Origin of the sequence: Comamonas koreensis, assembly GCF_021026195.1 — a bacterium.
Lineage (GTDB): Bacteria > Pseudomonadota > Gammaproteobacteria > Burkholderiales > Burkholderiaceae_C > Comamonas > Comamonas koreensis.
Genome location: NZ_JAJNCT010000025.1, coordinates 60,207 through 85,770 on the forward strand (window position 1 = coordinate 60,207; position 25,564 = coordinate 85,770).

The following is a 25,564-nucleotide window of genomic DNA, read 5'->3' on the forward strand; positions in this document are numbered from 1 at the left end:
GGCAGCTCGCTTCAATCCAGCTGCAGCTGCTGGCTTTGGATCAGCGCGCCCCAGGTCTGCTGGTCATCGGCCACCAGCTTGGCAAAACCGGCTTGCGGCATGCCGCCGGGGCGGCCACCCAGCTCGCGGTAGCGGCGCATGATGTCGGGGTCATGCAGCACGGCCTGCAGGTTCTCGGCCAGCTTTTTCTGTACCTCGGGCGGGGTCTTGGCGGGCACGAAGAAGCCCATCCAACCGACCTGGTTGAAGTTGCGCATGCCCAGCTCGGTCATGGTCGGCACCTCGGGCAGATCGGGCTCGCGCTGGTCGCCGGTAACGGCCAGCGGGCGCAGCTTGCCATCCTTGATATGGACCAGCGAGGCGGTCATGTTGTCGAACATGAACTGGGTCTCGCCGGTCGCAATGGCCATGGTGCCGGGGGCCGATCCCTTGTAGGGGATGTGGACCACATCGGTGCCAGTGCGCTCCTTGAAGAGCTCGCCCATCAGGTGCGTGGTCTGGCCCACACCGGCCGACGAGAACGACAGCTTGCCCGGCTGTGCCTTGGCAGTGGCCACCAGCGCATCCAGGCTCTGGATGGGCGACTTGGCGGGCACAACCAGCACGTTGGCGAACGAGATCATGTCGGTCAGCGGGGCAAAGTCGCCGGGCTTGTAGCTGAGCTTTTTATAGGCCGTGTAGTTGATCGCATTGGAGCCGCTGTTGCCCACCAGCACGGTATAGCCATCGGGCTGGGCGCGCGCCACTAGGCTGGCCCCCAGGCTGCCGCCGGCGCCGGGCTTGTTGTCGACGATCACCGACTGGCCCAGGCGCTGGCCCAGCTTTTGGGCCAGCAGGCGTGCGGGGATATCGGTCGATCCGCCGGCTGCGCCGGGCACCACCAGGGTGATGGTGCGCGTGGGCCAGGTGGCCTCGGCATGGGCGTGGAATGCGCTGGCGAGCAGCGCCAGGGCCGCCAAGGCCCGCAGGGGCTGGCGAAGATGCTGGCTACGTGGCATGGGTTTGTCTCCTGCTGCGCGCTTCTGTGGCGCGTCCAAGGGCTGTGCAACTGAGAGTGTTGGACGGGGATCAGGCACCCTTCCAGACCGGTGCGCGCTTTTCCGCAAAGGCGGCCGCGCCTTCGCGCGCATCCTGCGAGCTGAAGACCGGCGCGGTGATGGCGGCCTGGCGGTCGAACATCTCCGCCAGCGGCCATTCGCCCGACTGGCTGGCCACCTGCTTGCTCGCGGCCACGGCCAGCGGGCCATTGGCGGCAATGGCCTGCGCCAGTGCCAGCGCGGCATCGAGTGCGCCGCCGCGCTCGGTCAGGCGGTTGACCAGGCCCAACTCGGCAAAGCGCTCGGCGCCAAACATGTCGCCGGTGAGGATGCATTCCATCGCCACGTGGTAGGGCAGGCGTTTGGGCAGGCGCAGCAGGCCACCGGCCGATGCGGCCAGGCCACGCTTGACTTCGGGCAGGCCAAATTTGGCATCGCGCGCGGCCACGATCAGGTCGCAGGCCAGCGCCACCTCAAAGCCACCGGCCAGCGCATAGCCTTCCACCGCCGCGATCAGCGGCTTGGCCGGTGGGCGCATCGTCAGCCCGCAAAAGCCGCGCCCCGGCAGGCTGGGGCGCTTGCCCTGCAAAAAACCCTTGAGGTCCATGCCGGCGCAAAAGCTGCCGCCCGCGCCGGTGATGATGCCCACCCGCAGTTCTGGCTGGCTGTCCAGCGCATCGAGCGCGCTGGCCATTGCCTCGGCCATCTCCAGGGTGGCGGCATTGCGCGCCTGGGGGCGGTTGAGCTGCATGACGAGCACCGGGCCACGGGTTTCGACCAGGAGTTCAGCGGTTTCAGAGCCAGACATGGGAGCCTTTCAAAGGGTGCTGCAGGGCAGGGGTTCAGCGCGGTTGCATGCGGATCGCTCCGTCCAGGCGGATGGTTTCGCCGTTCAGCATCGGGTTCTCCAGAATGTGCAGCGCCGTCATCGCATACTCGGGCGGACGGCCCAGGCGTGCCGGGTTGGGGACCGAGGCGGCCAGCGACTGGCGCACGTTCTCGGGCAGCTTGGCGAGGATGGGGGTGTCGAACAGGCCCGGTGCAATGGTGCAGACGCGGATCATCTTGGAGGCCAGGTCGCGCGCGGCGACGATGGTCATGCCGATGACAGCGGCCTTCGACGAGGCATAGGGGATCTGGCCGATCTGGCCTTCATAGCCCGCGACCGAGGCGGTCAGCACGCAGGCGCCGCGCTCGCCTTCCAGCGGCTCGTTCTGCGCCATGGCCACGGCCGACAGGCGCAAGGTGTTGAAGGTACCGATCTGGTTGATGCGGATGATGTTGGTGTACTTTTCCAGCGAGCCGGGGCTGCCGTCTTTCTCGATCAGGCGCACCGGGCCGCCGATGCCGGCGCAGTGCACCAGCGCACGGAACTGGCCCCAGGCCTGCGCGGCAGACACGGCCTTTTGCATCTGCTCGGCATCGGCCACATCGGCCTTGATGAATTGGAGCTGGCCGGCGTACTGCTTCTCCATCGCCGCGCCGCGCTCTTCGTTCAGGTCCACCGCCACCACGTTCAGGCCGCGCTCCAGCAGGGCCACAGCGCTGGCTTCGCCCAGCCCCGATACGCCGCCGGTCACGAGGGCGGTCATTCCTTGGGTCAGTTGCATCTCAAAAATCCTTGTCAGTTCAAACGTTCAATCCGATGGAGCCCGGAGGGCTTTGAGGCGCTAACACGGCCCTTGAGACTAGGCGCTAAGCCGCAGGCAGTACTGGCGTACGACAAGGCTTGGCAACGACGTATCAAGGGTTGTGTTTGCGACTCCTAACGGAGCACTTCGATGATGGTCGCGTTGGCCATGCCCCCCGCCTCGCACATCGACTGCAGGCCATAGCGCTCACCGCTGTCTTCCAGCGCATGCAGCATCGTCGTCATCAGCCGCAGGCCCGATGCGCCCAGCGGGTGGCCCAGCGCAATCGCGCCGCCGCGCGGGTTCAGGCGTTCGCCATCGGCGCCCAGCTCTTTCTGCCAGGCCAGTGGCACCGAGGCAAAGGCCTCGTTGATCTCGTAGTGCGCAATGTCGCCCAGCTGCATGCGCGCCTTGGCCAGCACGCGCTGGGTGGCGGGGATGGGGGCGGTCAGCATGTAGAGCGGGTCATCGCCCACGACATCAAAGGCCACAAAGCGGGCGCGGGGGCGCAGGCCCAGTTGCAAGGCGCGCTCCTCGCTCATGATCAGCATGGCGCTGGCGCCATCGGTCATCTGCGAGGCATTGCCGGCCGTGGTGCTCCACTGGATCTGCGGGAAGCGGGCCGAGAGTTCTTCGCTCTCGAACACGGCCTTGAGGCCGGCGAGCTTCTCGGCCGTGGTGCTGGCGCGGATGGTCTCGTCAGCACTGACAAGGCCCAGCGGGCTGCGGATGGGCACGATCTCGCGCGCAAAGCCGCCGCTGCTTTGGGCGGCATGGGCGCGCTGGTGCGAGCGGGCGGCATAGGCATCCAGATCGCTGCGCGACAGGCCCCATTTGGCGGCCACCAGATCGGCCGACACGCCCTGGCCCACGAGGCCCGGTGCATAGCGCTCGTCAAAGCGGGCGCCGGTGGTGTTCTTGCCCATGCGCGAGCTGCCCATCGGCACCCGGCTCATCGATTCGACACCGCAGGCGATGACGATGTCCTGCGTGCCGGACATGATGGCCTGGGCGGCAAAGTGCACCGCCTGCTGGCTGGAGCCGCATTTGCGGTCGATGGTGGTCGAGGGCACATGGGTGGGCAGGCCGGCGGCCAGCCAGGCCAGGCGCCCGGGCGTGCCGGCCTGCTCGCCCGCCTGGCTCACGCAGCCGCAGATCACGTCATCGACGGTCGCGGGGTCGAGCTGGTTGCGGGCCACCAGCTGCTCCAGCACCTGGGAGAGCAGGTCGACCGGGTGGACTTCGGCCAGGGCGCCATCGGGTTTGGCCCGGGCCATGGGGCTGCGGATGGCATCGACTATGACGGGTGTTTTCATCATTTAATGAGACTTGTGGATCATTAAATTAATAATAGGTTTCAGAAAACTGAATACATACTGGTATTTACCCGCAGCAAAAATCGAAAAAAACGCCAGATACTGTCCGTGAAACGAAGAAATTCGAGACAAGAGATTCAAAATTAAAGTAAAGATGTAACACAGGTGATTGCGTGCGGCGGTCAGCTGTGCACCACGGAGACCGAGGAGATGCACAACTTCTTCAGCTGGGCCCAGGCCCAGCCCGAGCGGGTGGTTTTGACGCAGGCCGACACCGGCCGTCGCTACACCGCAGGCGAGATAGCGCAGGGGGCCGAGCAGATGGCGCAGTGGCTGGCGCAGCAGGGGCTGCAGGCCGAGGAGACCATCGCGGTGCTGCTGGAGAACCGCTATGAAATCATGCAGCTGGTGCTGGCCGCGCGGCTGGCCGGCCTGTATGCCGCCGTCATCAGCACCCACCTGACCGCGGCCGAGGTGGCCTATATCGCCCAGGACAGCGGTGCCAAGGTGCTGCTGGTCTCCAGCAAGACCTGGCCGACTGCGCAAGAGGCGGTGCAGGGCTTGGCGCTGGCCTGCTATTCGGTCGATGGCGATACGCCGGGTGTGGCGCCCCTGGCCGATGCGCTGGCCGCCGTACCCCAGTGCGCGCCGATCGACCTGGCCACGCGCCCGCTGGGCCGCGATCTGCTCTATTCCAGCGGCACCACCGGCCGGCCCAAGGGCATCAAGAAGCCGCTGCTGGCCGCAGCCTACCGCACGCAGCGCGACCCGGAGGTAGCTGCATGGATGCGCAGCATGCGGTTTGATGAAGACGCCGTCTACCTCTCGCCCGCGCCGCTCTACCATGCGGCACCGCTGCGCTACAGCCTGCGCACCCTGGATGTCGGCGGCTCGGCCATCATCATGAGCCGCTTCGATCCGGAGCAGGCGCTGGCGCTGATCGAGCGCTACCAGGTCACCCACAGCCAGTGGGTGCCGACGATGCTGGGGCGCCTGCTCAAGCTGCCCGACGAGGTCAAGCGCCGCTACCGGCTGGACAGCCACCGCGTGGCCATCCATGCGGCAGCGCCCTGCCCGGTGGCCGTCAAGCAGGGCATGCTGGACTGGTGGGGCGACATCTTGCTGGAGTACTACGCCGGCTCCGAAGGCTGCGGCACCACCTTGATCGATTCGGCCGAATGGCGTGCACGGCCAGGCTCGGTCGGCCGGGCCATCAGCGGCCAGTTGCATATCGTTGGTGACGACGGCCAGGAGCTGGGCGTGGGCGAGGTCGGCCGGGTCTATTTCTCGGGCGGCGGTGCCTTCCAGTACCTCAATGACGAGCGCAAGACGCGCGAGGCCATTGATGCGCGCGGCTGGGCCACCTATGGCGACATCGGCCATGTCGATGCCGAAGGCTTTCTGTTCCTGAGCGACCGCCGCGCCGACCTGATCCTCTCGGGCGGGGTCAACCTCTACCCGCAGGAGATCGAGAACGCGCTGGCCCAGCATGCCGCCGTGGAAGAGGTGGCCGTCGTCGGCGTGCCCGATGAGGACTTTGGCGAGCAGACCCTGGCCGTTGTGGTGCTCAAGCCCGGCTTTGCGCCCGACGAGGCCATGGCGCGCGCGATCGTCGACCAGGCCGCTGGCAGCCTGTCCAAGGTCAAGCGGCCGCAGCGCCTGGTGTTCGAGCCCAGCCTGCCCCGGCTGGAGACCGGCAAGCTGCTGCGCCGTGTGCTCAAGGACCGGTTCAAGGCGTCGCCGCAGGCGGGCTTTGGCCTGCGCAGTACCAGCGGCGCCCAGGGCTGATGCCCCCCATTCATTTTTCTTCATTCCATCCTCTGACCACCATGCAAGACCTGACCCAACGCAGCGTGTTCCGCGAAGACCATCTGCAGTTCCGTGATGCCGTCCGCCATTTCTTTGACAAGGAGATCGTGCCCTTCCATGCGCAGTGGGAGCGCGATGGCATCGTCCCCAAGGAGGTCTGGCGCAAGGCCGGCCGTGAGGGCCTCTTGAACACCATGCTGCCCGAGCCCTATGGCAGCGGGGGTGATTTTGGCCATGCGGCGGTGCTGATCGAAGAGATCGCCCGCACGGGCGCGAGCGGCCTGGGCTTTCCGCTGCATTCGGACATCGTCGCGCCCTATATCCATGCCTATGGCAACACCGCGCAAAAGGACCGCTGGCTGCCCAAGATGGCAGCCGGCGAGATGATTGGCGCGATTGCGATGACCGAGCCCGGCGCGGGCAGCGACCTCAAATCGGTGCGCACCACGGCCAAACGAGACGGCGACCACTATGTGATCAATGGCGCCAAGACCTTTATCACCAACGGCATCAATGCCGAGATCGTCGTGGTGGTCTGCAAGACGGCGCCCGACCTGGGGGCCAAGGGCGTGTCGCTGATCGTCGTGGAAGACGGCACCCCCGGCTTTGCCAAGGGCCGCAAGCTGGAGAAGATCGGCCTGATGGCGCAGGACACCTCGGAGCTGTTCTTTGACAACGTGCGCGTGCCGGTGGACAACCTGCTGGGCGAAGAGAACATGGGCTTCAAGTACCTGATGCATGAGCTGGCGCAGGAGCGCCTGGTGGTGGCGGTGCGCGCTGCCATGTCGATCGAGGCCTTTTTGCAGAAGACCGTGGACTACACCCGCGAGCGCAAGGCCTTTGGCCAGACGGTGTTCGAGTTCCAGAACACCCGCTTCAAGCTGGCCGAGGCCAAGGCCCAGGCAACGATGCTGCGCGTGTTTGTCGATGACTGCATGCGCCTGCACCTGACACGCGATCTGACCCCGGACCGCGCGGCCATGGTCAAGCTCAATGCGACGGCGCTGCAGAACAAGCTGCTCGACGAATTTCTGCAGCTGCACGGCGGCTACGGCTACATGACCGAGTACCAGGTCGGCCGGGCCTGGACCGATGCCCGCATTGGCCGCATCTACGGCGGCAGCGACGAGATCATGAAGGAAATCATTGCCCGAACGCTTTGATCATGACCAGCGCCCCGAGCCCGCCACAGAGCGCGCCAGCGGCATAACCAGCAATAGGAGACAAACCATGCAAAACCGCCGCTCGGCCCTGGGCCGTGTGCTCACAACTGCAGCCTGCGCTGCCCTGGTGCTTGCCACCGGCAGCGCCCTGGCCGCCGACAACTACCCCAGCAAGCCCATCCGGCTGGTGGTGCCCTACCCGGCAGGGGGCGGCACCGACATCATTGCCCGCCTGATGGGCACCCAGCTGTCGCAGCGCTGGGGCCAGCCGGTGATTGTGGACAACAAGCCCGGTGCCAGCGGCATGATGGGCAATGACTTGGTGGCCAAGGCGCCCGGCGATGGCTACACGGTGCTGCTGGCCATCACGGCGCTGGTGCAGATCCCCGCGCTGTACAAGAAGGTGCCATACCAGCTGAGCGACCTGGCGCCGGTGTCGCAGGCGGTCAAGTCGGCCGACCTGGTGTTTGTGCCGCGCAGCTCGGGCATCACCAGCCTGCAGCAGTTTGTGGCCAAGGCCAAGGCCCAGCCGGGCAAGCTCAACTACGGCTCCTACGGCAATGCCACCTCGTCCCACCTGCATGGCGAGCAGCTCAAGCTCAAGGCCGGCATCGACATGGTGCACATCCCCTACCAGGGCTCGGGCCCGGAGATGGCGGCCATGCTGGGCGGCCAGCTGGAATCGGCCTTCATCGATGCAGCGGCCGCCTACCCACATATCAAATCGGACAAGGTCAGCATCCTGGCGGTGACCGGCTCGCAGCGCCACCCCGCGCTGCCCGATGTGCCGACCATGGCCGAGGCCGGCTACAGCGGCTTTGAGGCCAATGGCTGGTTTGGCTACTTTGTGCCAGCCAGCACCCCGCAGCCGATTGTGGACAAGCTGGGCAATGAGCTGGCCGCCATCGTCAAGATGCCCGAGATCAGCAAGCGCCTGCTGGACATGGGCCTGATCCCCGTGGGCTCGACGCCGGCGGAGTTCAAGCCGCTGCTGGCCCGCGATGCGGCGCACTGGAAATCGATTGTCGATGCGGCGAAGATCTCGATGGATTGACGCGAAAACACAGCGCTTTAACGGGACTTCAGGGAGCTGGCGCGGTACAGGAGAAGCCCAGCCATGGCAGACTATCGCCTATGTCCCCTCCCGCCTTGCTTGTTGCCGATGACCACCCCCTGTTTCGCGCTGCCGTTGTGCAGGTGATCCGGGGGCGTTTTGGCGCCTTCGAGGTGCTGGAAGCCTCCAGTGCCAGCTCGCTCAGCGCGGCGCTGGCGGCCCACCCCGGCATCGAGCTGGTGCTGCTCGATCTGACGATGCCGGGCACCCATGGCTTTTCGGCGCTGCTGCATGTGCGCGGCGCCTACCCGCAGCTGCCGGTGGTCGTCATTTCGTCCAACGACCACCCGCGCATCATCCGCCGCGCCCAGCAGTTTGGCGCCTCGGGCTTTATCTCCAAGGCCGCAGCGGCCGATGCCATCACCGCAGCCATCGAGGCGGTGCTGGAGGGGGACACCGTCTTCCCCTCGATGGCGGCCGAGCTGTCGCAGGAAGATGCCGAGTTGGCTGCCCGCCTGGCGCAGCTCACGCCCCATCAGTTCAAGACCCTGCTCTACCTGGCCGATGGCCTGCTCAACAAGCAGATTGCGCAGGAGATGGGCGTGACCGAGCACACCGTGAAGGTGCATGTGACGGCCATCCTGAAAAAGCTCGGCTGCCACAGCCGCACCCAAGTCGCTGTGCTGGTGCGCAACCTGGAGGCCGATGGCGGTATGCCCACCGACGACTCAGCGCTGCCTTAGAGCCGCCAACACAACCCTTGATACGTCGTTGCCTCGCCGGCCGCGCCAAGCCATGTCGTACTACTGTACTGCCTGCGGCTTGACGCCTAGTCTCAACCGCAAACCTTCGGTTTGCTGGGTCGTGTTACCGGCTCTTAGCAGCAGCTGGCCGACCAGCGCACGCAGCGCGGCAGGCCGCGCGGGCTGGGTCAGCACCCCCCAACCCAGCGCACTGGCCTGTTGGCTGGCGGCATCCTGCTGATCGGCATCGGCGCTGAGCCAGACGACGCCCGGTGTTTTGGGCCCGCAGGCCAGCAGGGCGCGGATGGCCGCTGGCGTGGCATGCGCCGCATCCACCACGACAAAGGCGGGCCAGGGGCCCTGGCCGCTGCGCGCCTGTGCCAAGGCCTCCTCGGCATCGGCATGCTGTGCCACCTGGCAGCCCCAGCGCTGCAGCAGCGGGGCGGCCGTGGCGATGGCGGCTTGCCCAATGCACCAGGCGCTGTTGCCTTGCAGCGGGGCAGGGTTGCCGCCCGCAGGCGCTGCCTCGGCGGGCTGGCGTGCAGACTCCTGGGCCAGGGCGGCCTGGCTCAAAGGCACCTCCACCCAGAACACCGAGCCCCGGCCCAAGGTCGAGCGCAGTCCAATCGGGTGCTGCAGCAAGCGGCCCAGGCGGTCGACAATGGCCAGGCCCAGGCCGGCGCCCCGTTCATGCTGGCGGCCGGTTTCCAGCCGGCGGAATTCTTCAAAGATCTCGCGGTGCAGGCTCTCGGGGATGCCCGGGCCCTGGTCATGCACCTCGATGCGCAGATGCTGGCCCACGCGGCGGCAGCCCAGCACGATGCGGCCGTGGCGCGTGTAGCGGATGGCATTGGACAAAAAGTTCTGCACGATGCGGCGCAGCAGCGCCTCATCGCTGTGCACCATCGCGCGGCAGGGAATGACCTGCAGACGCAGACCATGGCCCTGGGCCAGCACGCCCAGGCTGCTGCCCAGCTGGGCCAGCATGGGCTGCAGCGCAAAGTCACGGCGGTTCACCTCCAGCTGGCCCGATTCCATGCGCGCGATATCAAGCAGGCTGTTCAGGATATCGTCCTGAGAGGCCAGCGCCCCTGCGACATCGCTGGCCAGCTGCAAGGCCTTGTCGCCCTGCACATGCTGGCGCAGCAGCGAGGCAAACACGCGCGCGGCGTTCAGCGGCTGCAGCAGGTCATGCACGGCGGCGGCCACGAACTTGGATTTGTAGCGGTTGGCCTGCTCGGCCTCGCGCTTGGCCTGGGCCAGGTCTTCGGTGCGGTCGGCAATGCGCTTTTCCAGCGCATCGGCCAGGGAGCGCAGCTCGCGCGCGGCGTTCTTGTAGCTGGTGATGTCGGCATAGCTGGTCACAAAGCCGCCATCGGGCAAGGGGTTGCCCCGGATCTCCAGCACGGTGCCATCGGCCTTTTCGCTCTCGCGCGCATGGGGCTTGCCGCTGCGCAGAAACTGCATGCGACGCTCGATGGCCTCGTCGATATCGCCCGAGCCCAGCAGACCCCGGCGCGCGTTGTAGCGGTACAGCTCTTCGACCGACATGCCCACCTTCAACAGGCCCGCCGGCAGCCGGAACAGTTCCATGTAGCGCGAGTTCCAGGCGACCAGGTTCAGCGCGGCGTCGATCACCACCACGCCCTGGGGCAGGTGCTCCAGGCTTGGGCTGTGGCCGGCACCGGCCTGGTGGGCAGCCACCACGACGCCATCCTGCGCGGTGCGCAGCTCTTGCGCATGCTGCTTCAAAAGCGCTTCCAGCTCCTCGCGGCTGCGCTGGCGCAGGGCCGACAGGCGCTGGCGCTGGCGTGCATAGAGCAGCAGCAGCGACAGCGCCAGCCAGCTGCCGCCCGCCGCCGCAGCGGCCCACCAGGCAGATGCCACGCTGTTGTCCACATCGTGCAGGATGTGCAGTTGCCAGCCGGTATCTGGCAAGGCCAGGCTTTGCCAGAGCTTGCGGCCCACGGCCGGGTCCTGCCATTGCACCAGCGCGCCGCCTTCGTCCAGCGGCTGCTCCTGCGTATAGCGCATGGTTTTGAGTGGCTGGCTGCGGTACTGCTGGGTGCGGTCCATCTCCAGCTGCGCACTGGCATCGATGGGCTTGAGCTTGCGGTAGCGCCAGTCCTCGTTGCTGGCGAGAAACACGACGCCGTTGGCATCGCTGGCCAGCACGATGTCGGGGTTCTGTATCCATTCGCGCTCCAGCTCCAGCAAGACGATCTTGATCGCGATCAGACCTAGCACGCGGTGCTGGCCGCCGGCCTCGCTGGTGATGGCGCGCGAGAGGAAATAACCGGCCTCGCCGGTGGTCATGCCAATGCCGTAGAAGCTGCCCTTGTCCTGGGCCAGTGCCAGTTGCACATAGGGGCGAAAGCTGTAGTCCTCGCCCACGTTGCTGGAGGGGCCACGCCAGTTGCTGGCGGCCAGCGCCACGCCCTGGGCATCGATCAAGGTAAGGGTGGAGGCCAGGCTGGCACCGTTGGCCTGCTCCAGCTTGCGGTTGAGACGCAGCACCTGCTCGGGGCTCTGCGGGCTGCTCAGCGCCTCGCGCAGCTCGGCATCGAGCGCCAGCACATCGGGCAGCACCCGGTAGCGGTCCAGCCGCTGGCCCATGGCCTGGGCGTACAGGCCCAGCTGGCGGTGGGCCTGCATGTTTTCCTCGGCCAGGCTGTGCTGCAGCATCCAGTGCCAGGCGGCTGCAGCGGCTGCGGCGGTGCTCAGCAGCACGGCGCAGAAGGTCCACAGGGATTGCAGGGAGCGGCGGGGAATCATAGAGGAGGTTGTAACAACGAGCTAGGTAGTTTCCCTGGGTTTGGGTTTTCCGTAGCTCTGGGAAGGCGGCGCCTAATACTAATGTCTAATGGGCAATCTGTAAGGGCTGGGATACAAACGCGCCTCAGCGCACCGAGTTGGTGCCGAGAATATTTGGAGCCCCACCATGCAGATCGATACCACCGCCAGCCAGGCGCCCGTACAGGCACCGCCTTTTTACCGGACTTTGTACTTCCAGGTGATTATCGGCATCACCATCGGTGTCTTGTTGGGGCACTTCGAGCCCCAATATGGTGCGGCGATGAAGCCCTTTGGTGATGCGTTTATCAAGCTGATCAAGATGATCATCGCTCCGGTGATTTTCCTGACCATCGTGACCGGCATTGCGAACATGACGCACCTGAGCACCGTGGGCCGCGTGTTCGGCAAGGCGATGGTGTACTTCCTGACCTTCTCGACCCTGGCGCTGATTGTGGGCCTGATCGTGGCCAATGTGATGCAGCCGGGCGCCGGCATGCACATCAATGTGGCTGATCTGGACCAGAAGGAAGTCAGCTCCTATGTGGCCAAATCGCATGACATGACCCTGACCGGTTTTGTCATGGACATCATCCCCAAGACCTTGATCAGCCCCTTTGTTGGCGACAACATTCTGCAAGTGCTGCTGGTGGCGGTGCTGTTCGGCGTGTCGCTGGCCATGGTCGGTGACAGCGGCAAGCCGGTGCTGAATCTGCTCGAATCGCTGACCAAGCCCGTTTTCAAGCTGGTCAACATCGTGATGAAGCTCGCCCCCATCGGTGCCTTTGGTGCGATGGCTTTTACGATCGGCAAGTTCGGTCTGGGCTCGCTGCTGAACCTGGCCGAGCTGGTCGCCACCTTCTACATCACCTCGCTGCTCTTCGTGCTGGTGATTCTGGGTGCCGTGGCCCGTGCCTGCGGTTTCTCGGTGCTCAAGTTGATCCGCTACCTCAAGGATGAGCTGCTGCTGGTGCTGGGCACCTCGTCGTCCGAATCGGCCCTGCCTTCGCTGATGCACAAGATGGAAAAGGCTGGTTGCAGCAAGTCGGTGGTGGGCCTGGTGGTTCCAACGGGTTACTCCTTCAACCTCGACGGCACCAACATCTACATGACCCTGGCGGCGCTGTTCATCGCCCAGGCGACCGACACCCACCTGACCCTGGGACACCAGATTGCACTGCTGCTGGTGGCGATGCTGAGCTCCAAGGGCGCTGCTGGCGTGACCGGCGCGGGCTTCATCACGCTGGCTGCCACCCTGGCTGTGGTGCCAGAGGTTCCGGTGGCCGGCATGGCGCTGATCCTGGGCGTGGACCGTTTCATGTCCGAATGCCGCTCGCTGACCAACTTCATCGGCAATGCCGTCGCCACCGTGGTGGTGTCGCGCTGGGAGAACGCGCTGGACTACACCAAGTTGAACGCGGTGCTGAACAACGAGCCAGTGCTGGAGAACGCGCCGGTGCAGGTGCCCGTGGTGGAGACTGCCAAGGGCTGATAGCCACTCGCTCCAAAAGCAATGGCCTGCAGATGCAGGCCATTTTTGCGTCTGTGAAATGCCTGGAGCAGGCTCTTAGGGCAGCGGGCGCAGCAGGCCGACCATCGCCCGCAGGCGCAGGGTATCGCGCCCCAGCTTGCGCTGGTTGGGCAGCTTGCCAACCCAGCGCATCTGCTGCACGGTGCGCTCCAGCGCGGCGCGCACGGCAGGCTCGGTCTGCGCCAGCCAGGCATGCCAGTCGACACGGGCGGCCTCCAGGGTGCCGGCGTTGTCCAGGAACAGCGCGGTGGAATGCGCATAGCACAGGGCATCCTTGACGATGCACAGCGCAGGCGGCAGGGTCGCCAGCGGGTCGTCTTCGAAATCGATGTAGCCGATGACGCCATCGGGGCAGCGCACCATGTTGCGGGCAAAGGCCTGGCTCAGGCAGGTACCGCTGGCATGCACGCGCTGCAAGGCCGCAAAGCCCTGCTGCCACAGCACCAGGGTGTTGGCCGGGGCTTGCCGGGCTGCTGCTTCGATCTCGTCGCTGAGCGATGGCGTATTGCCGCCGGGCAGGCCCAGGTGGCGCATCAGAAAGCCATCGGGGGCATCGGCCAGCACCATCGGCACGCGCAGGCCGCGCGCATGCAGGTCGCGCAGGCGCCGCACCTCGGTGGCAATGGCCGTGCGCCCGCCGGGGTTGACGACAGGCTGCAGCACCGGCACATCGAGAAGCCGCGAGAGCAGGCCCAAGGTCCGGTAGCGCCAGGCCGCAATCGCCGGGCCCGCCTTTTTGAGCCAGACCGATTCGCCCGGCAGCTCGTAGCGCACCACATTGAAGGTCTGGCTGGCCAGGTGCTGCTGCAAAAAGCCGGCATAGTCCGGGCGCTCGGAGGACAAGGTGCCGGGCGCGGGGTCAGCGGGGGCAGGGGGCTGTAAGGGGGAAGCGGTATCGGTCATGCGCAAGCGGGGCGCACGCCGCAGCGGCCACTCCAGCAACAGTAAAAACCTTGCATTATCGCTTCCCGCTCAGCGCCCGCCTGCCGCCTGGGGCACCATGTCGTGGTGGTCGGCCGGCGCCGACGGTTTGACATGGGGCTGCGCCAGCGGCTGGAAGCTCTCGGCGCTGGCCAACGGCCAGTAGGTGCAGAAGACGTCATGCTGGTGCGCCAGATCGTCGAGCAGCGCGCCAGGCCGCACCTGCAGCAGCAGGTTGGACAGCAGGCGCACCTCGGTGTCGCTGATGCGGCGCACGATGTGGTGGGCATTGAGCTCGCAGGGGTGGCGCAGGCCGGCGGCCTGCACCAGCTCCTGCAGCGCATGCAAGGTGCTCTTGTGGAACTGGGCCACGCGCGTGGCCTTGTCGGGCACGACCAGGGCCTGCTGGCGCACGCCATCCTGCGTGGTCACGCCGGTGGGGCAGTTGCCGGTGTGGCAGGTCTGCGCCTGGATGCAGCCCAGCGCCATCATGAAGCCCCGGCCGGCATTGCACCAGTCGGCGCCCAGCGCCATCATGCGGGTGATGTCAAAGGCGGTGATGACCTTGCCGGCAGCGCCCAGCTTGATGCGGTCGCGCAGGTTCACACCGATCAAGGTGTTGTGCACCAGCAGCAGGCCTTCTTGCAGCGGCACGCCGACGTGGTCGGTGAACTCGACCGGCGCTGCGCCGGTGCCGCCTTCGGCACCGTCGACGACGATGAAGTCCGGTGTGATGCCGGTCTTGAGCATGGCCTTGACAATCGCAAACCATTCCCAGGGGTGGCCCAGGCAGAACTTGAAGCCGGTGGGCTTGCCGTCCGAGAGCTGGCGCAGCCGGGCGATGAAATGCATCATCTCCTCGGGCGTGGAGAAGGCGCTGTGCCGGGCCGGCGAGATGCAGTCGATACCGACCGGTATGCCGCGCGCTGCGGCGATCTCGGGGGTGACCTTGGCGCCCGGCAGCACACCGCCATGGCCGGGCTTGGCACCCTGGCTGAGTTTGAGCTCGATCATCTTGACCTGGGGCTGGGTGGCGTTGGCGATGTAGCGCTCTTCGCTGAAGCTGCCGTCATCGTTGCGGCAGCCGAAATAGCCCGAGGCGACTTCCCAGATCAGATCGCCACCATGCACGCGGTGGTGCTGGCTGATCGAGCCTTCGCCGGTGTCATGGGCAAAGCCGCCAATCTGCGCGCCCTTGTTCAGCGCCAGGATGGCATTGGCCGACAGCGCGCCAAAGCTCATCGCCGAGATGTTGAACACGCTGGCATGGTAGGGCTGGGTGCAGGGCGCCACCGACTGCGAGGGCGCATCGGGCGAGCCGCCAATCCAGACGCGGAAATCATGGCCATCCAGCCGTGTGGGTGCCATCGAGTGGTTGACCCATTCATAGCCGCGTGCGCCCACATCCATCAGGGTGCCGAAAGGGCGGTTGTCCGGGTCTCCCTTGGCGCGCTGGTAGACCAGCGAGCGCTGGGCACGCGAGAAGGGCAGCGCCTCGGTATCGCTTTCGATGAAGTACTGGCGCATTTCCGGGCGGATGAATTCCAGGAAAAAGCGCATATGGCCGATGACCGGGTAGTTACGCAGGATGGCGTGGCGCGTCTGGCGCCGGTCGCGCAGACCCAGCAGGGTGAGCGCGGCGCCGGCCAGCACGGCCAGCCACCACCAGGGGCTGCCATGCAGTGCCAGCGCAATGATGCCGGCCAGCAGCAACAGCATGCACAGCACCATGACGGTGTAGCGGACGGGAAAAATCTTGTGGAGCTGGTTCATCGGGAGTCGGTGCAGGTCAGGCCGGCCGGGCTGGCGCGCAAATCCCGGGCTGCAGCACAGGCGCCTCGGTGGCGCTACACTGCAGGCCCTGCCTGGCGCAGCGGCCGTCTGCCATTGCAATGTTGTTACAAAACCAGACCCATCATAGGGGGCGCTGGTGGCATTGCAAGCACGCAGGGCTTTGAGCTGCGCGGCCCCCTATTGAGAGAGCTCCGATGACCCAGCCCCAGATCCCCGATGGATTGAATGACGACCAGTTGACCGAGATCGACCAGATCCTGGAAGACATGCGCACACGCGCCGAAGAGATCCCGCAGTGGGAGTTTGCGGACGGCGCACTCACCGCGCTGGTCTGCACGCGCCGCGCGGTGCCGGTCGAAGAGTACCTGCCGATGCTGGTGGGCGATGGCGAGCTGATCGAGCGTGATGCCGACGGCCAGCTGCCGCAGCTGCCGGCCTTCCAGGACCGGGCCCAGCAGGACCGCTTTCTGGAGCTGTGGCAGATCCGCTGGAACGAGGTGACCGCCCAGCTCGACGCCGATGTGAAGAGCCTGGAAGATGACGGCACCTTCCAGCCTGATGCCATGGACATGCGCGGCGCGATTGCCAGCCTGCCCGAGGAAGAGCGCCAGGACCTGGACGGCCAGGAGATTCCATCCTTTGGCCAGGTCTGGGCGCTGGGCTTCATGTTCGTCGTCGAAAACTGGGCCGACGAGTGGACCGCACCGCGCGACAAGGAAGCCGCCCGCTGGCTGAACGATGCGCTGGAATCGGTGGTGGCGCTGACCGAGGACGACACCGGCACCCCCACCGTCTGCATGTATGACGAAAACGGCCCCGCCAGCACCAGCCAGGAGCGCGTGGAGACCTTTGGCGAGGCGATCTGGGCGGTGTATGACCTGCGCCAGATCTGGAGGAGCATGGGCCCGCGCCAAGCCACCATCGTCAAGGGCGAAGTGCCCGGCCGCAACGACCCCTGCTCCTGCGGCAGCGGCAAGAAGTACAAGAAGTGCTGCGGTGCTTGATCGCGCGCTTTAAGCCTTCCCTCTGACAAACAGCCGCTTTTGCGGCTGTTTTGCCATCCGGCCGCAGATCGTCATCGCCCCAGGCGGGCAGTGGCTCTAGAATGGCCTGGTTTTCATCTCTTTTGGCCAAGGATCTCCGATGAACCTCATGAACATCATCACCAAGCAACTGATCGAGATCATCGAGTGGACCGATGACTCGCGCGATACCTTGTCGTACCGCTGGCCCGATGAGGACAAGGAAATCAAGAACGGCGCCCAGCTGATCGTGCGCGAATCGCAGCAGGTGCAGTTTGTCTCCGAAGGCCAGTTTGCCGACCTGTTCGGCCCCGGCCGCCACCAGCTGACGACGCAGAACATCCCGATTCTGTCGACCCTGCGCGGCTGGAAGTACGGCTTCAACTCGCCGTTCAAGTGCGATGTGTACTACATCAACACGCGCCTGTTTACCGGCAACAAGTGGGGCACCTCCAACCCGGTGATGATGCGCGACAAGGACTTTGGCGTCGTGCGCCTGCGCGCCTTCGGCACCTATGACTTCCGCATCGTGCAGCCGGCCAAGTTCCTCAAGGAAGTGGCGGGCACGGACCAGAACTTCCGCCTCGATGAGTTTGCCGACACGATGCGCTCGCGCATTGTCAGCATCTTCAGCGAAGCGCTGGCCAAGGCCCAGGTGCCCGTGCTCGATGTGGCCCAGCGCTACACCGAGATGGGCGACGCGCTGCTGCAGCTGATCAACCCGGCCGTCACCGAAAAGTACGGTCTGGAGATCACCAGCTTCCTGCTGGAGAACGTCTCGGTGCCGCCGGAGGTGGAGCAGGCGATCGACAAGCGCTCGTCGATGAGCGCGATCGGCAATCTGAACGACTATGTGAAGTACCAGATGGGCCAGGCGATGGCCAATGGCGGCGAAGGCGCAGCAGCGGCCACCATCCCGGCGACGATGGCGATGGGCTTTGGCATGGCGCAGGAGATGATGAAGGGCATGCAGCAGCCTTCGGGGGCGGCTGCAGCCGACCCGTTCTCGCCAGCGGCAGCACAGGCGGCGCAAGCTGCGCCTGCAGCCCCGGCTGCCGGCGGCGTGCAGGTGCTGACCCCCGAGCAGGCCGCGCAGGCACTGGGCGTGACGGTGCAGGACGTCGTGGCCGAGCTGGAATCGGGCGCGCTCAAGGGCCGCAAGATTGGCAGCGCCTGGCGCATTTCGCAGGAATCGCTGAACGAATTCCTGCGCGGATAAATCTGCGCTGCTCGCGCATGCACCGCCGTCTTGGCCGGTGCATGCGCGTCTGTGTGTCCCCATTTTGAGAACCCGTGGCGCAGACCTGCTGTGCGCCGACGCTGAGTTGGACCGTGAATTCACCCCCACCCGCCACCGATCCCTTTGCGCCACCGCCGACCTCGATGGTGGCCAAGCATGTCTGCCCCGAATGCGGCGGTAATCTGGAATGGAATGCCAAGGCCCAGTCGCTCAAATGCCCCTACTGCGGCACCGTAGTGCCCTGGACCGAGGAGCAGCAAAAGCAGCTGGACGGCGAGATTGTGGAGCAGGACTTGGCAGCTGCGCTGGCCAACCCCGCCAGCGGGCGCGGCTGGGGCGAGGCGCGGCGCGAGTACCAGTGCCAGAACTGCCGGGCGATTTCGGTGTTTGTTGATGGGCGGGTGGCATCACGCTGCGACTTTTGCGGCTCCCCTGCGATCCAGGCGCATGAAGAGCGCAATGATGCGATCACGCCGCAGAGCCTGCTGCCGTTCAAGATCAGCGACGGGCAGGTGCGCGACCTGATCCGCAAATGGTATGGCAGCCGCTGGTTTGCCCCCAACAAGTTCAAGAACGCGGCGCTGACCGATACGCTCAAAGGCATCTACCTGCCGTACTGGACCTTTGATGCCCATGTGCAGGCCCAGTGGCGCGCCGATGCCGGGTTTTACTACTACACCACCGAGCAGTACCGCGATGCCAATGGCAACATCAGCACGCGCCAGGTACGCCATGTGCGCTGGGAGCCGGCATCGGGCAGCCTGCAGCATTTCTTTGACGATGAGCTGGTGGCGGGCACGGTCGGGGTGCACCAGGGGCTGCTGCAGAAGGTCGAGCCATTTCCGACCCGGACCGATCTGAAGCCCTATTCGCCCGAGTTTGTGCGCGGCTGGACGGTGGAGCGCTACCAAGTCGATCTGAACCGGGCTGCGACGATCAACGAGGGGGATATGGACCAGCAGGTACAGGCACTGTGCGCACGCCAAGTACCGGGCGACACCTACCGCAATCTGCAGGTGCAGCGGCAGTACCAGGGCCGCAGCTTCAAGCATGTGCTGGTGCCCGTCTGGCTGGTGGGCTACACCTATGGCAGCAAGAGCTACCAGATTCTGGCCAACGGCTACACCGGCCAGTTGGCCGGTGAGCAACCCTATAGCTGGGTAAAAATTCTGTTCACCGCGCTGGCGGTGCTGTTGGTACTGGTGCTGCTGATGGCAGCCAGCCGTTAAGACGGCCGGATGCAGGGGTTGAAACCCCTGTTCCTCAGCGCTTAACGGCGGCGGCGGTTGCCGTCCATGTTGTCACCGACCTGGTTACCAAAATAGGCACCGGCTGCTGCACCGCCAATGGTGCCCAGGGTCGAGCCGAACACGGCATCACCCAGCACACCACCGGCTACGGCGCCGACGCCGGTACCGATCTGGGCATTGGTGGGGTTGCTGGAGCAGGCGGTCAGGCCGCTCAGCGCCAGAACGATGGAAGCAGTGGTGATGGCAAGTCGTTTCATCGGAGTTCTCCTCTTGTTCGCATCGGCTGTCAGTCAGAAGAGTGCTGCAAACCGGATTGCTGTGCTTGCAGTGTCGCGCACAGCGGCCGTTCACCACATCGGCGAAGTCAAAGTTTGGGTGTCGGACGGCGCTTACTGCGCCGGCGCGGCCTGCACCAGCGCCAGCAGGCGGCGCAGTGCATGCTGCACGGTGGCCTGGCGGATGGCGTGGCGGTCGCCTTCAAAACGCTGCACTTCGCTGTGCAGCTGGCCAGCGACCTGCCAGCCAAACCAGACGGTGCCTACCGGCTTGCTGGCGCTGCCGCCATCGGGCCCGGCCACGCCGGTAACGGCCACGCTGACCTGGGCCTGGGACTGGGCAATCGCACCCTGGGCCATCGCGCGGGCCACCGGCTCGCTGACGGCGCCGTGGGCGGCAATCAGCGCTGCGGGCACATCCAGCATCGCGGATTTGGCACGGTTGGAGTAGGTGACAAAACCGCAGTCCAGCCATTGGCTGGAACCGGGCCGCTCGGTGCAGGCACCGGCAATCAGGCCGCCGGTGCAGCTTTCGGCAGTGGCCATCATCCAGCCCCGTTGGCCCAGGTGCTGGGCCAACTGGGCGACGGCTTCGGGGATGGGCGGCCCATCTTTGGTCAGCAAGGCGGCGGTGGCGTTCATAGCAGATGTCTCCCTATCGCGATGACAAGCAAGGTGCAGAAGGCGGCGACCAGATCGTCCCAGATGATGCCCCATCCGCCGCCCCAGCCAAAGCCTTTGAAGCAGCGGTCTGCCCAGCGTACCGGCTGGGGTTTGACGGCATCGAAAAAGCGGAACAGCACAAAGGCCGTCAACTGGCCCCAAAAGCCTGTGGGCATGACCAGCCACAGAATGAGCCAGAAGGCGATGATCTCGTCCCAGACGATGGCGCCGGGATCGGCCACGCCCAGGTTGCGCGCGGTGGCCGTGCAGGCCCACCAGCCCAGTACCAGCGATGCTGCAATGACCCAGCCAATCGCCGCCGGCGTGAGCCACAGCTGCAGCACCAGGTAGGCGACCCAGGCCCAGAGGGTGCCCACTGTGCCCGGTGCAATGGGGCTCAGGCCGGAGCCAAAGCCCAGCGCCATCCAGTGCAGGGGATTGCGCAGCATAAAGGACCAGTTGGCGCGGCGGGGGGGCGCTGCGGCACTGGGCGCGGGGGTGGAAAACGGCGTGTCGCTCATGCCCGCCATCATAAGCCTGCAGGCCGCTGCTGTGCAGTGGCGGCCGACCTGGCTGGCTCAGGATGCGAAGTGGTCAAACGAGGCCCAGCGCTGCGCCATGGCCTGGCCCTGCGCATCGCGCACACGCAGGCCTGGTTCAGCGGTGATGCGGCCGATGCGCTGCACCGGTGTGTTCGCTGCCAGGCTGGCCTGCTGTACGGCGCCGCGCCGGTCTGCGGCGGCGGTAAAGCAGAGCTCGTAGTCATCGCCGCCTGCCAAGCAGCACTGCAGTTGCAAGTCGATGGGCAGAGGGAGCGCCGTGGCGGAGCTGCCTGCCGTCGCCGCCATGCAGGCCAGCACCTGGTCGGCCTGCAGCTCTGCACCCACCGCGCTGGCTTGCAGGATATGGCCCAGGTCGCCCACCAGGCCATCGCTCAAATCCAGCGCGCTGCTGGCAATTCCTCGCAGCGCGGTGCCCAGGGCGACGCGCGGGCTAGGGCTTTCCAACCGCTGGCGAGCAGCGGCCAAGGCGGCGGCTGGCAGTTGCACGTGGCCCAGCAAGGCTTTGAGCGCCAGGCGGGCATCGCCCAGGTGGCCGCTGACATAGATGTCATCGCCGGGCTGGGCGCCGCTGCGCAGCAGCGCCTGGCCGGCCGGCACCTCGCCAAACACGGTGATGCATATGTTCAGCGGGCCCTGGGTGGTGTCGCCGCCGACCAGCTCGCAGCCATGGGCATCGGCCAGGGCGAACATGCCTTCAGAGAAGCCTTGCAGCCAGGGCGCATCGACAGCGGGCAGGGCCAACGCCAACGTAAAAGCCAGCGGCTGCGCGCCACTGGCGGCCAGGTCGCTGAGGTTGACGGCCAGCGCCTTGTGGCCGAGCGTGCGCGGGTCCACATCGGCAAAGAAGTGGCGGCCCTGCACCAGCATGTCGCTGGAGATGGCCAGCTGCATGCCAGGCTGCGGCGCGAGCAGCGCGCAGTCGTCGCCGACGCCAAGCACGGCCCGCCGCACCGGGCGTTGGAAATACTGCGCAATCAACGCGAACTCGCCCTGGGCCATGTCAGTGCTCTCCAGGTGGGGAGTGGCGGCTCAGGCGCAGCGGCAGCAAAAAGCTCAGCGGCCGCGTCAGCACTCGCTTGATTAGCGCCTTGTAGATGTGCGAGCGCTCGACATTGCTGACGTTTTGCGCGCGCAAGGCCAGGCGGAATGCGAGGTAGAAGCTGACCAGGATGTTGAAGCCGCCCAGCAGCGGCAGCGCCGCCACGCAGAGCCAGAAGCCGTGGAAATGCAGCACCTCCAGGCCCATGCTGGTGGCGGCTGCGGCGATCTGGCCGGCGGCCAGGGTCACATGGCGGATATCGAGCGGCAGGCCAAAGAACTGGGCCACCACGGGGATCAGACCCAGCATGAACCCCAGCGAAATGTTCGAGGCAAAGCCGGAGATATTGCGGCGCATGAAGGCCGCCCAGCGTGCGGCCCGCGCCTTGCCCAGAAAGCGCGTGATGCGCGGGTTGTAGCGGATCGCCGAGTCCATGTGGTGCAACACGAACCAGTTCTCGGTCCAGCCGGCGATGATGCTGGAGGAGAACAGCAGCACCCCGGTGAAGGCCGCATAGAACACCGAAGGCCCCCAGAGGCTGAGCGACTTCAAGGTCTGCTCGGCCTCGTGCTGGTCGATAAAGGGCGCGCCGGTGGCGCGGGCCCAGCCCCAGGTCAGCAGCAACACCATCGGGAAGACGGTGAACACATTGCCCAGCACGGCGGCCACCTGGGAGCGCACCAGGTAGCTGACCTCGTCGACAAACGACGCAATGCCTGCCTCGGTATCGCCCGATTCCTTGAGCTTGGCGGCCATCGCAGGGGCGGTCATCGCTGGCTGCTTGGTGGCGACGGTGAAGTGCAGCAGCTGGATCAGCACAAAGCTGATCGCGTAGTTGATGCCTGCCAGGAATCCCGCCCAAAACGCGGAGATGGCAATCGCGTGCAGCGAGAACTTGATCAAGGTGGTGAAAGCCATCACCAGGCCGCCGCCGGCCGCCTTGCGCGCCATCTGCGCGTATTCGCGCTTGTCGCGGGTGATGTAGTGCTCGCCAGTCTCGGCGCTGCGCTCGGCCACCTTGGAGGCCAGCAGGGACGAGTTGGACGAGATCAGCGCGCGGATGCTCTGCCGCTCCAGGCCGACGGCCACCAGGTGCGCCAGCAGCTTGGCGGTGATGACCTTGGGGTTGGCCGACAGAAGGCAGTCGAGCAGCTCGCGCACGCGCAGGATGCGCATGCGCAGCTGGCGCAGCCGGAACACGACGCCGACCGACACGCCGTTGTCCTCAAAATGCTCGTAGATCGACGCTACGGCAGTGCGGCATTCGTCCAGGCTGCGGCGCACGCTCTCTTCGGCCTCCAGCACATCGGCAGCCTTGGGACTGTGGTGCAGCATCGCGCGGCGCAGCTCTTCCACACCGCTGATCAGGCTGTAGAAGGGCTGGGTGTTCTTGGCGCTGCCGCTCATGCGCAGGCGCAGCTCCGGTGCAAAGCCGGCCGCCAGAATCTGGCCCGCGCAATAGGTGATCGCATTGAGCACCAGATGCTGCCAGGGCGAGAGGCGGTTGCCGTAGTGCTCCAGCCCGGCAATGCTGCCGGCATCGACATCGCTCTGCGCGATCTGGGTGGGGACAACCATCACCTCCAGCGACACAAAGCCGGGCGACAGCAGCTGGGCGATGCGCTCCAGCAAGGGCTTGTCCATGGCCTTGAGCCACTGGGCATCGAAGGGCGTGTGCAGCGCCATCGAGAACAACACGGTGGCGTCGATGGTCTCGGGGGTGGAGGGCAGCAGTTTCCAGCGCAGGCGCTCTGCCATCTCGTTGAAGAACGCGGTGCGGGGCGCAAACCCAAAGTCCGCCAGCAGCGCGGTCAGGTCGATGGTCTGCAGCTGCACGGCCCACCAGCGCTGCACTTTTTCTCGCAGTGCGGCATCGCCATCGATGGCGTCCAGCAACTGGCTGACGCGGGCAATGGCCGCATCGACCGAGTTCTGCTGGCCGCGGATCCAGGCGAAGATTTCAATGATCCAGAGGTTGCGCTCGGCCAGCGGTGCATCAGGGTTGAGACCCGCCAGCAGCTGGGGCAGGGGGGCTTGCTTTTTCTTGCGAAACATCAGTGCAGCACTCGTCCTTGCGCCAGGTCGTCGTCTTGGGCGGGGTACTGGGTCGCATCGAGCACGAAACGCGGGATCGGGCAGTCAAAAGTGTGTGCCTCGTCGCTGATGCACAGATAGCTGCCTTCCATGCTGCCCTGGGGTGTGGCCAGGCGGCACTGGCTTTGGTACTCAAAGGATTCGCCGGGTGCGAGCAGCGGCTGGTGGCCCACCACGCCCAGTCCCTTGACCTCCTGGACCAATCCAGTCGCATCCTTGATGATCCAGTGCCGTGCAATCAGCTGCGCAGGCACATCACCACTGTTTCGGATGATGATGCTATAGATAAAGTGAAACACGCCGGCCTCGGGCATGGACTGCTCAGGCAGGTACTGCGGTGTCACCGACACCTCAAACTGGAACTTTGGCATGTGAAACTGGATTGAAGTCAGGTAGAAATACTAACTGCGACAATAGAGGGATGAGCTCCACCTACCGAATTGCCCCCTCGATCCTGTCTGCAGACTTTGCCCGCCTGGGCGATGAAGTGCGCAACGTACTGGCCGCTGGCGCGGACTGGATACATTTTGACGTGATGGACAACCACTACGTCCCCAATCTGACCTTCGGCCCCATGGTGTGCGCGGCCTTGAAGCCCCATGCCATCAAGCCCGATGGCACGCCGGCGCCTATCGATGTGCACCTGATGGTGCAGCCGGTGGATGAGCTGGCCGCCGCCTTTGCGCAGGCAGGCGCCGACTATATCAGCTTCCACCCCGATGCTTCGGCCCACGTGCACCGCAGCATCCAGGCGATCAAGTCACAGGGCTGCAAGGCCGGTCTGGTATTCAATCCCGCGATGCCGCTGGATGTCCTGGACTGGGTGATCGAGGACATCGACCTGATCTTGCTGATGAGCGTCAACCCCGGTTTTGGCGGCCAGAGCTTTATCGATTCGACCCTGCGCAAGATCGAAGCCACCCGCAAGCGCATCGATGCCAGCGGCAAGGACATTCGCCTGGAAGTCGACGGCGGCATCAAGGAAACCAATATCCGCCGCGTGGCGGATGCGGGTGCCGACACCTTTGTGGCCGGCAGCGCGATTTTTGGCAAGCCCGATTACAAGGCCGTGATCGACCAGATGCGGGTGGCACTGGGATGATGGTGTTGCCCTGAGGATGGGCGATAAAAAGGCTCCGGCAATGGGTTGCCGGAGCCTTTTTTGATGCAGACTTCGCTGAAGTCTGGTGCTAAATTATTTGTTCCAACAGCTGCTATCGTAATCTGAGGCGCCTTCGGTTTTTCCTTTGGCGCCCTGCAGGCCGGTATTGGTCAACGTGTAGTTGCCGCATTTGTCGTTAGCCTGCGCATTCTGGGCTGTTGCAGTTAGCGTGAAAGTTGCGCCATCGGAGTCGAGGCTGATCGCGTAACGCCCGGAAGCCATGCTTCTCATGCTGTCGGGCAAACTGGTGGGATACGTGCCATTGGCTGTGGCAGCACGCTCCATCCACTGAGCCGTTTGCAGCAATGTGGCACGGGCATCTGCACGATGACCGCGAAGGATGTACTCGTTGTAGCTCGGTAGCGCGATCGCGGTCAGGATGCCGACTATAGCCACCACAATCATCAATTCGATCAGCGTGAAGCCAAGCTGTTTCTTCAGGTGTTTTCGTGTCATGGCGGATC

23 protein-coding genes are annotated in these 25,564 nt (G+C 65.4%); 9 read left to right on the forward strand and 14 right to left on the reverse strand.

Annotated elements, in window-relative coordinates; genetic code table 11:
• Positions 1–11: 11 nt before the first annotated feature.
• The 4 genes from LPW39_RS18190 to LPW39_RS18205 all read right to left on the reverse strand — a co-directional run bounded on the left by LPW39_RS18190 (position 12) and on the right by LPW39_RS18205 (position 3,984).
• Positions 12–998, reverse strand: coding sequence for a Bug family tripartite tricarboxylate transporter substrate binding protein (locus LPW39_RS18190; RefSeq protein ID WP_230778494.1), 987 nt, complete (start codon positions 996–998; stop codon positions 12–14).
• Positions 999–1,068: 70 nt separating this feature from the next.
• Positions 1,069–1,845: a crotonase/enoyl-CoA hydratase family protein gene (locus LPW39_RS18195; RefSeq protein ID WP_230778496.1), complete on the reverse strand. Its 777-nt coding sequence runs from the start codon at positions 1,843–1,845 to the stop codon at positions 1,069–1,071.
• A 34-nt stretch (positions 1,846–1,879) separates the two neighbouring features.
• Complete coding sequence (locus tag LPW39_RS18200) at positions 1,880–2,647, reverse strand: SDR family NAD(P)-dependent oxidoreductase (protein ID WP_230778498.1); 768 nt, start codon at positions 2,645–2,647, stop codon at positions 1,880–1,882.
• 155 nt (positions 2,648–2,802) lie between these two features.
• Positions 2,803–3,984, reverse strand: coding sequence for a thiolase family protein (locus LPW39_RS18205; RefSeq protein WP_230778741.1), 1,182 nt, complete (start codon positions 3,982–3,984; stop codon positions 2,803–2,805).
• A gap of 210 nt (positions 3,985–4,194) precedes the next feature.
• Between LPW39_RS18205 and LPW39_RS18210 the strand changes: the two genes are divergently transcribed.
• From LPW39_RS18210 to LPW39_RS18225, 4 genes are all read left to right on the forward strand, one after another.
• Entirely contained in the window at positions 4,195–5,772 is a 1,578-nt protein-coding gene (locus tag LPW39_RS18210; RefSeq protein WP_230778501.1) for an AMP-binding protein, read from the forward strand.
• 41 nt (positions 5,773–5,813) lie between these two features.
• A complete protein-coding gene (locus tag LPW39_RS18215) occupies positions 5,814–6,956 on the forward strand; it encodes an acyl-CoA dehydrogenase family protein (protein ID WP_230778503.1) in 1,143 nt (380 codons plus the stop codon).
• 67 nt (positions 6,957–7,023) lie between these two features.
• On the forward strand, positions 7,024–8,010 hold the full coding sequence (locus LPW39_RS18220; protein ID WP_230778506.1) for a Bug family tripartite tricarboxylate transporter substrate binding protein: 987 nt from the start codon (positions 7,024–7,026) through the stop codon (positions 8,008–8,010).
• 80 nt (positions 8,011–8,090) lie between these two features.
• On the forward strand, positions 8,091–8,753 hold the full coding sequence (locus LPW39_RS18225) for a response regulator (protein WP_133855887.1): 663 nt from the start codon (positions 8,091–8,093) through the stop codon (positions 8,751–8,753).
• Between the two features lie 60 nt (positions 8,754–8,813).
• Here LPW39_RS18225 and LPW39_RS18230 read toward each other — a convergent pair whose 3' ends face one another.
• Positions 8,814–11,528 carry a PAS-domain containing protein gene (locus tag LPW39_RS18230; RefSeq protein WP_407928871.1) on the reverse strand — a complete coding sequence of 905 codons (2,715 nt, stop codon included), beginning with the start codon at positions 11,526–11,528 and terminating at the stop codon, positions 8,814–8,816.
• A gap of 166 nt (positions 11,529–11,694) precedes the next feature.
• Here LPW39_RS18230 and LPW39_RS18235 point away from each other — a divergent pair, with 166 nt between their 5' ends.
• Positions 11,695–13,038: a dicarboxylate/amino acid:cation symporter gene (locus LPW39_RS18235; RefSeq protein ID WP_230778508.1), complete on the forward strand. Its 1,344-nt coding sequence runs from the start codon at positions 11,695–11,697 to the stop codon at positions 13,036–13,038.
• 75 nt (positions 13,039–13,113) lie between these two features.
• Here the strand turns inward: LPW39_RS18235 and LPW39_RS18240 are convergent, their stop codons facing one another.
• Positions 13,114–13,980: a BUD32 family EKC/KEOPS complex subunit gene (locus LPW39_RS18240; RefSeq protein WP_230778511.1), complete on the reverse strand. Its 867-nt coding sequence runs from the start codon at positions 13,978–13,980 to the stop codon at positions 13,114–13,116.
• A gap of 69 nt (positions 13,981–14,049) precedes the next feature.
• Entirely contained in the window at positions 14,050–15,771 is a 1,722-nt protein-coding gene (locus tag LPW39_RS18245; RefSeq protein WP_230778512.1) for an FMN-binding glutamate synthase family protein, read from the reverse strand.
• Positions 15,772–15,986: 215 nt separating this feature from the next.
• On the opposite strand from LPW39_RS18245, the gene LPW39_RS18250 reads away from it, so the two are divergent.
• The 3 genes from LPW39_RS18250 to LPW39_RS18260 all read left to right on the forward strand — a co-directional run bounded on the left by LPW39_RS18250 (position 15,987) and on the right by LPW39_RS18260 (position 19,283).
• Positions 15,987–16,796 carry a UPF0149 family protein gene (locus LPW39_RS18250; protein ID WP_230778513.1) on the forward strand — a complete coding sequence of 270 codons (810 nt, stop codon included), beginning with the start codon at positions 15,987–15,989 and terminating at the stop codon, positions 16,794–16,796.
• Positions 16,797–16,935: 139 nt separating this feature from the next.
• Positions 16,936–18,033 carry an SPFH and helix-turn-helix domain-containing protein gene (locus LPW39_RS18255; protein ID WP_230778516.1) on the forward strand — a complete coding sequence of 366 codons (1,098 nt, stop codon included), beginning with the start codon at positions 16,936–16,938 and terminating at the stop codon, positions 18,031–18,033.
• A 164-nt stretch (positions 18,034–18,197) separates the two neighbouring features.
• Positions 18,198–19,283: a TFIIB-type zinc ribbon-containing protein gene (locus LPW39_RS18260; RefSeq protein WP_269075882.1), complete on the forward strand. Its 1,086-nt coding sequence runs from the start codon at positions 18,198–18,200 to the stop codon at positions 19,281–19,283.
• Between the two features lie 41 nt (positions 19,284–19,324).
• Here the strand turns inward: LPW39_RS18260 and LPW39_RS18265 are convergent, their stop codons facing one another.
• The 6 genes from LPW39_RS18265 to apaG form a co-directional block, all read right to left on the reverse strand.
• On the reverse strand, positions 19,325–19,561 hold the full coding sequence (locus LPW39_RS18265; protein ID WP_027010612.1) for a glycine zipper domain-containing protein: 237 nt from the start codon (positions 19,559–19,561) through the stop codon (positions 19,325–19,327).
• Between the two features lie 132 nt (positions 19,562–19,693).
• On the reverse strand, positions 19,694–20,221 hold the full coding sequence (locus LPW39_RS18270) for a CinA family protein (RefSeq protein WP_269075877.1): 528 nt from the start codon (positions 20,219–20,221) through the stop codon (positions 19,694–19,696).
• Positions 20,218–20,763 (reverse strand): phosphatidylglycerophosphatase A family protein, encoded by a 546-nt coding sequence (locus LPW39_RS18275; protein ID WP_407928872.1) that lies wholly within the window; start codon positions 20,761–20,763, stop codon positions 20,218–20,220. The genes LPW39_RS18270 and LPW39_RS18275 overlap by 4 nt, the downstream gene beginning before the upstream one ends.
• A gap of 57 nt (positions 20,764–20,820) precedes the next feature.
• On the reverse strand, positions 20,821–21,804 hold the full coding sequence (thiL, locus tag LPW39_RS18280; protein ID WP_230778518.1) for a thiamine-phosphate kinase: 984 nt from the start codon (positions 21,802–21,804) through the stop codon (positions 20,821–20,823).
• A 1-nt stretch (position 21,805) separates the two neighbouring features.
• Complete coding sequence (locus LPW39_RS18285; protein WP_230778519.1) at positions 21,806–23,899, reverse strand: site-specific recombinase; 2,094 nt, start codon at positions 23,897–23,899, stop codon at positions 21,806–21,808.
• On the reverse strand, positions 23,899–24,309 hold the full coding sequence (apaG, locus tag LPW39_RS18290) for a Co2+/Mg2+ efflux protein ApaG (protein WP_230778520.1): 411 nt from the start codon (positions 24,307–24,309) through the stop codon (positions 23,899–23,901). The genes LPW39_RS18285 and apaG overlap by 1 nt, the downstream gene beginning before the upstream one ends.
• Before the next feature lie 50 nt (positions 24,310–24,359).
• Between apaG and rpe the strand changes: the two genes are divergently transcribed.
• The gene (gene rpe, locus LPW39_RS18295) at positions 24,360–25,040 is read left to right on the forward strand and encodes a ribulose-phosphate 3-epimerase (RefSeq protein WP_230778521.1); all 681 of its coding nucleotides are present in this window, start codon (positions 24,360–24,362) and stop codon (positions 25,038–25,040) included.
• A gap of 93 nt (positions 25,041–25,133) precedes the next feature.
• Here rpe and LPW39_RS18300 read toward each other — a convergent pair whose 3' ends face one another.
• A complete protein-coding gene (locus tag LPW39_RS18300; RefSeq protein ID WP_330166623.1) occupies positions 25,134–25,556 on the reverse strand; it encodes a type IV pilin protein in 423 nt (140 codons plus the stop codon).
• Between the last annotated feature and the right edge of the window lie 8 nt (positions 25,557–25,564).